Annotated in this window: 6 protein-coding genes; all 6 read right to left on the bottom strand. The window is 49.6% G+C overall.

Annotation, left to right across the window (positions count from 1 at the left end; all coding sequences use genetic code 11):
• Nucleotides 1-64 precede the first annotated feature (64 nt).
• The 6 genes from JGK16_RS31870 to JGK16_RS31845 all read right to left on the bottom strand — a co-directional run bounded on the left by JGK16_RS31870 (nucleotide 65) and on the right by JGK16_RS31845 (nucleotide 5,339).
• A complete protein-coding gene (locus JGK16_RS31870) occupies nucleotides 65-481 on the bottom strand; it encodes an SDR family NAD(P)-dependent oxidoreductase (protein WP_293193887.1) in 417 nt (138 codons plus the stop codon).
• 66 nt (nucleotides 482-547) lie between these two features.
• Nucleotides 548-1,000, bottom strand: coding sequence for an ester cyclase (locus tag JGK16_RS31865; protein WP_293187088.1), 453 nt, complete (start codon nucleotides 998-1,000; stop codon nucleotides 548-550).
• 44 nt (nucleotides 1,001-1,044) lie between these two features.
• On the bottom strand, nucleotides 1,045-1,227 hold the full coding sequence (locus JGK16_RS31860) for a hypothetical protein (protein ID WP_293187087.1): 183 nt from the start codon (nucleotides 1,225-1,227) through the stop codon (nucleotides 1,045-1,047).
• Nucleotides 1,221-1,751 carry an NAD(P)-binding protein gene (locus JGK16_RS31855; RefSeq protein WP_293187086.1) on the bottom strand — a complete coding sequence of 177 codons (531 nt, stop codon included), beginning with the start codon at nucleotides 1,749-1,751 and terminating at the stop codon, nucleotides 1,221-1,223. Before JGK16_RS31855 ends, JGK16_RS31860 begins: the two co-directional genes overlap by 7 nt.
• A gap of 98 nt (nucleotides 1,752-1,849) precedes the next feature.
• Nucleotides 1,850-2,677 carry an aquaporin gene (locus JGK16_RS31850; RefSeq protein ID WP_293193885.1) on the bottom strand — a complete coding sequence of 276 codons (828 nt, stop codon included), beginning with the start codon at nucleotides 2,675-2,677 and terminating at the stop codon, nucleotides 1,850-1,852.
• A complete protein-coding gene (locus JGK16_RS31845) occupies nucleotides 2,664-5,339 on the bottom strand; it encodes a glucosidase (RefSeq protein ID WP_293187084.1) in 2,676 nt (891 codons plus the stop codon). Before JGK16_RS31845 ends, JGK16_RS31850 begins: the two co-directional genes overlap by 14 nt.
• Nucleotides 5,340-5,615: the final 276 nt, after the last annotated feature.

Genomic DNA, 5,615 nt, shown 5'->3' with positions numbered 1-5,615 from the left:
GACAAGCCTATGGCTTTATGAACTTTGATAACTTTCGAGCAAGGCTATTAGCTTGCTTTTCTGATTAGGTTTGCTTATCACCTTGACTCCAGAAGAGCCCTTCAACCAAAGCAAAAAAGTTAGTGTCAAACGTCTTACGGATCATGTCAACTGATACAGAACTTGCATTACTAATTGCCCATTCACCATCCAACATGACTCCAGCATTATTAATCAGAACATCCAACTTACCGAACCGATTTTTAATCTCTTGGACGGCTGATTGAATTTGAATACTGTCATTAATATCAAGTAGAATCGCTTCGGCTTTCAATCCTTCATTTTTTAGCTTCGTTGCTGCCGCGACCGCCGCTTCAAGTTTGCGGGCTGCAATGATCACCGTCAATCCTTGCTGTGCAAGCTGGCGGCTCATTTCAAACCCAAGCCCTTTGTTCGCGCCTGTCACCAATGCAACTTTGCCATTTGATTCGCTGTTGACCATTGACTTCTTCTCCTTGATTTAGGGCATTCGAGCAAATTCATCACAACACTGAACCTGAAAAATTGGCTATTTGAGGATTAACGGTGTTAAAACAGGAGCCATCAACATTTCAAACTCCAAATTAGTCGCGCTCACCACATTTTCGACAATCTTGCCCTCTCGTAGCCGCATGACATGAGTTTCAATGAAAGTGATATCCCGATTGGTAGCAGCAATCCCAAAAAATGCTTTGGTGTGTTTTTGCACAGATCGAAATCGAACGACGACTCGATCGCCTGCGGCAAACATATCTTCAACGATCATCTCTGAACCCGCAACGGGAGGAAAGGCATCGAAAAAGGCACTAAATATTTGTATGTAAGCTTCCCGTCCGTCAATTGGCCCATCTGGCTTTAATCCGGTGATTGCCTGCACATTCTCATGTAGTACATCCGCCGCGATCGCCATATTGCCCTTGCCCAAAAACTGCTCGATAAAGATCCGGGCGATCGCCAAGTTTTGTTCTTCAGTTGGAGTCATCGTTATTCCTCACTGTAGTTGTGTTGTCTCTTCGGTTCGATTGATTACCAATCCAGTGCGATCGCGCCCCCAAACTTCCGCATCTCAGCAAAGAAGTTACCCTGTGAGCCGCCCTCTGGAAGAGTTGCCAGATACACAGCGGTTTCAGCTCCTTCATCCGCTGTAAAGGGCGCATCAGGGCCACCCATATCCGTTTTCATCCAGCCAGGAGAATAAGCATTTACCAAAATGTTTGTACCTCTTTAGTGAAGGCATTGGCCAATTCCTGCATCCGGGGTTCATGGCGCACAGGTGCGTAGGGATAGGGTTGGCTGCGGGTTGGTTCCGTGGGGTCAAGGCCTGCCTGCCCATGCACATCATAAAGCTGCTCGGCTTGGGCGTAATAGGGCTCAAAATCGGCATATTTCACCGCCCATTCTGGCGAAATGCCATCCTGGTGCGTGACCTGTTCAAAATCGCGCTCTCGCATCCGCAAGAGGGCAGCCCCGTAGACTTTGGTGTTACCGCCCACCCAATAGCCCGTGGCCGGTCGGAAGGCTTTCCCGTTGGTGTCAAACCACTGTTCTTGGGTGTGATAGCGTTCCCGTTGATACACTTCTAACGCACTCCAGTTTTCCTTTTCTCTCGGCAAGAAGGATCCGCGTTCTAGAATCAAAATCTTTTTGCCGCTGGCCGCTAGATGATAGGCCAACGTGCCGCCACCTGCGCCGGTGCCGATAATGATTGCATCGTAATGAGTGTTGGTAGCCATGAATGGGTTCCTCGCCGGTTAGGGAATTGACTGATTGAATTGGTGTGAATTAGAGGTTTTCAATGTAGGCATGATTTAACATCCAAACTATCAACGAATCATTTTAGTAATCGATCGCTCAAATCCACCCGGCCATCTCGGTCATAGTTGCAGCGAAAAATACAACGTTTGGGATTATCGTGGTGGAGCTTGGCGCACTTGACAGCGCGATCGCCAAACAACTCAGTATACAAACCCGCCGCTGATAACATTCCGATCGGGGGCACGATTACATACAGCCAGAAGTCCGTCCAAACATTGGCCGGTAAAGCCGACGCCAAACTTCGCGCCGGATTCATGCTAAAGCCCGATAATGGCGCTTCAAAGGTAATGTAAAGCATGACGAGAAATCCCGATAACAGGCCAGTGTAGCGATGCAGTTTTTGGTGATTACTCGTGAATAACACCATCATCATCATCACAAAGGCCACCAACCATTCACCCATCACGGCTCCGAGCCAACCCAGCGCACCGGGAACCGTGACAATATAATTAATCGGAGGTTGGATAAATACTTGACCCAACGCGAATGCGACTAAATAAATACCGGCTAATCCGCCTAGACATTGAAACAACACATAGAACAACGCATCCAGCAACTTAACTTTGCCCAGTCGATAGAAGGTCAACGTCACCGCTGGATTCATGTGCGCGCCCGATTGTTGACCCCAAGGTGAATGGATCAGGGCGATCGCCGTCAACCCCATCACAATTCCCACTAAAAACCGCCGTAGATCACCATTGGCAATGGCCTGATGTACCGGCGATTGAGGATATTCAAACAGAATCGAAAACCCACCGGCTGCGATCAAAAATAATCCCAGTAAGGCCGCTTCCATCAGGTATTCTGGTAGGTGATTGCGAAAGGTTGCTTTAAGGGTGGTCATGCTGTCCCTCCTGGGCGCGGTGGGCCGCATTTTGGTGAATCAGGGCAGCGACCAAGCCTGTCCAACCGGTTTGGTGACTCGCGCCAATTCCCGCGCCATTATCGCCGTGGAAATATTCGTGGAACAAGATGTAATCGCGCCAATGGGGATCGGTTTGGAATTTCTCAATGCCACCATACACCGGACGGCGACCCGATGCCTCGCGCTCAAACAAGGCCACTAAGCGGTGAGACAGAGCGATCGCCACTTCTCCCAAGGTCATTTCCTGCCCCGATCCCGTCGGACACTCGACTTTAAAACTGTCGCCCAGATAGCTGTGAAAGCGCTCTAAGGCTTCAATAATCAAATAATTCACCGGAAACCACACGGGGCCGCGCCAGTTGGAGTTACCGCCAAATAAGCCGGTGCTGGATTCAGCCGGTTCATACCGGACGAAATAATCATTCCCCCCTAATTGCAAGCAATAGGGATGATCCTGGTGATACTTGGAGATGGCTCGAATCCCGAACGGACTGAAGAATTCCGCTTCATCCAACATGCGTTGCAGAATCCGTTGCAGTTTGCTGCGATAGGCGATCGCCAACAACCGTCGCGCTCCCATTCCCGGTGTTTCCATACAGGCGACATTCTCTTTGAGGTCAGGGCGATTGCGAATAAACCACTGCATCCGCCGTTTGAAACCCGGAAATTTTTCCAGGGTTTCGAGTTCCAGCACGATGACAGCATAGAGCGGAATTAAGCCCACCAGCGATCGCACCTTCAACGGTAACTGTTGCCCATCGGGTAAATGTAGCGCATCGTAATAGAAGCCATCGACCTCATCCCACAGCGCAATATTGCTTTCGCCAATGCCATCGATCGCGTCGGCAATGTAGAGAAAATGCTCAAAAAACTTACTGGCAATGTCTTCGTAGCTGTCGTCGGCTTTGGCTAATTCGAGGGCGATCGCCAGCATATTCAGGCAATACATGCCCATCCAACTGGTGCCATCGGCTTGGTTGAGGTAGCCGCCCGTGGGCAATTCGGCACTGCGATCGAAAATGCCAATGTTATCCAACCCCAAAAAGCCACCCTGAAACACATTGTTGCCCGCCATATCTTTGCGGTTCACCCACCAAGTAAAGTTGAGCAGCAACTTGTGAAAGACCCGTTGCAGAAAGGCGCGATCGCCCTTCCCAGTGGATTTTTGCTCAATTTGATAGACCTGCAATGCCGCCCACGCCTGCACCGGAGGATTCACATCGCTAAATTTCCATTCATAGGCCGGGAGTTGGCCATTGGGATGCATATACCATTCACGGGTGAGGCGATCGAGTTGCAACTTGGCAAACGCCGGATCGATCATCGCTAACGGAATCAAATGAAATCCTAAATCCCACGCGGCAAACCAGGGATACTCCCACTTGTCGGGCATGGAGAGAATATCTTCACTGAACAGTGTGCCCCATTCGTGATTGCGTCCGGCTTTGCGATCGGTAGGCGGCGCGGGTTGTCCCGGATCGCCTTTCAGCCAGTCATTCACGCTGTATTGATAATATTGTTTGCTCCAGAGCAGTCCGGCAAACGCTTGGCGTTGAATATTGCGTTCATCGTCCGATTGGGGAAAGGGCGAAACCTCTTGATAGAACTGATCGGCTTCCTGTTTCCGGGTCTGAAAAATCTGCTCAAACTCAGCGCTAAACGGGGCGGACAATTGGGACCGATCGCTCAACCGCAGGCGCACGGTTTTGGTGGCTCCTGGTGCCAAGGTCAGCGAATAACGGGCGGCAAATTTTGTGCCGACCCGATCGGGATTAATCGCTTGAGCATCACCATTCACCACATAGTTATTAATGCCATCTTTCACATAGGGCGATCGATTCGCTGTGCCAAACAATCGCTGATAATTGGTTTCGTTATTCGTAAATAGTAATTCTGCATCACCCTCACAGTAAAGCCAATGCGTTGCCAGGGTGGGATGCTGGGCTTCGAGTTGACTGAACGTTGGATCAGAATGCACGACTTTGATCAAGGGCGGTGTGATGTCCGGATTCCAGTCCCAGAGATTGCGAAACCATAGCGTGGGTAATAACTGTAAGGTGCTAGCTTCACTGCCGCGATTGGCGATCGTGATTTGAATCAGAATATCTTCCGCTGTGGCTTTGGCATATTCTACAAAGACATCGAAGTAGCGATCGCCATCAAAAATACCAGTATCCAGCAATTCAAACTCGGGTTCTAGTTTGCCGCGGCGTTGATTTTCTGCGACTAATTGAGCATAGGGAAATGCCTGCTGTGGGTACTTATACAGGCATTTCATGTAGGAATGGGTCGGGGTGCTGTCGAGATAAAAATAATATTCCTTGACATCTTCGCCATGATTGCCTTCATTGCCTGTTAAGCCAAAAATGCGCTCCTTGAGAATGGGATCGTGACCATTCCACAGGGCGATCGCAAAACATAAGCGTTGTCTTGTGTCAGAAATTCCGGCAATGCCATCTTCACCCCAACGGTAGACGCGCGATCGGGCCTGGTCGTGAGGAAAATAATCCCAAGCCGAGCCATCGGGGCTGTAATCCTCCCGCACCGTGCCCCATTGTCGCTCACTTACATAGGGTCCCCAGCGTTTCCAGTAGGCGATCCGGTCTTGGTCTTGCTGCAATCGAAGTTTCTCTGGAATCATCAAACTTCTCCGGTACGGTGAATAACGATCTAAAGAGTTTGCTAACAGAATTCTGCGTGTTTTTAATAAAAGCAGCCTGAGAACTAGATGAGAAAGCACATCTTTGTCAGACCGGCGGCTTTGCCTGAGCACCAACTATGGTTGTTTTTTCCAGTCGTCGGTCAGTAAACCTGAGAACCGTTACATAAATCCTACCCAAAGTTACTCAAGATTGGACAATATTGGACTTTGAGCTTCGTTTACTTCCTGCTTCATCCTGGTAGTGTCGGCACTCAC

Origin of the sequence: Microcoleus sp. PH2017_09_SFU_O_A, assembly GCF_020738625.1 — a bacterium.
Taxonomy (GTDB): domain Bacteria; phylum Cyanobacteriota; class Cyanobacteriia; order Cyanobacteriales; family Microcoleaceae; genus Microcoleus.
Note: the sequence above shows the minus strand (reverse complement) of the source record. Positions and strands in the feature narration are given on the sequence as shown.

Coding starts and splice junctions, on each gene's coding strand:
- JGK16_RS31870 (WP_293193887.1), bottom strand. CDS start 481: ATGGTCAACAGCGAATCAAATGGCAAAGTTGCATTGGTGACAGGCGCG.
- JGK16_RS31865 (WP_293187088.1), bottom strand. CDS start 1,000: ATGACTCCAACTGAAGAACAAAACTTGGCGATCGCCCGGATCTTTATC.
- JGK16_RS31855 (WP_293187086.1), bottom strand. CDS start 1,751: ATGGCTACCAACACTCATTACGATGCAATCATTATCGGCACCGGCGCA.
- JGK16_RS31845 (WP_293187084.1), bottom strand. CDS start 5,339: ATGATTCCAGAGAAACTTCGATTGCAGCAAGACCAAGACCGGATCGCC.
- JGK16_RS31850 (WP_293193885.1), bottom strand. CDS start 2,677: ATGACCACCCTTAAAGCAACCTTTCGCAATCACCTACCAGAATACCTG.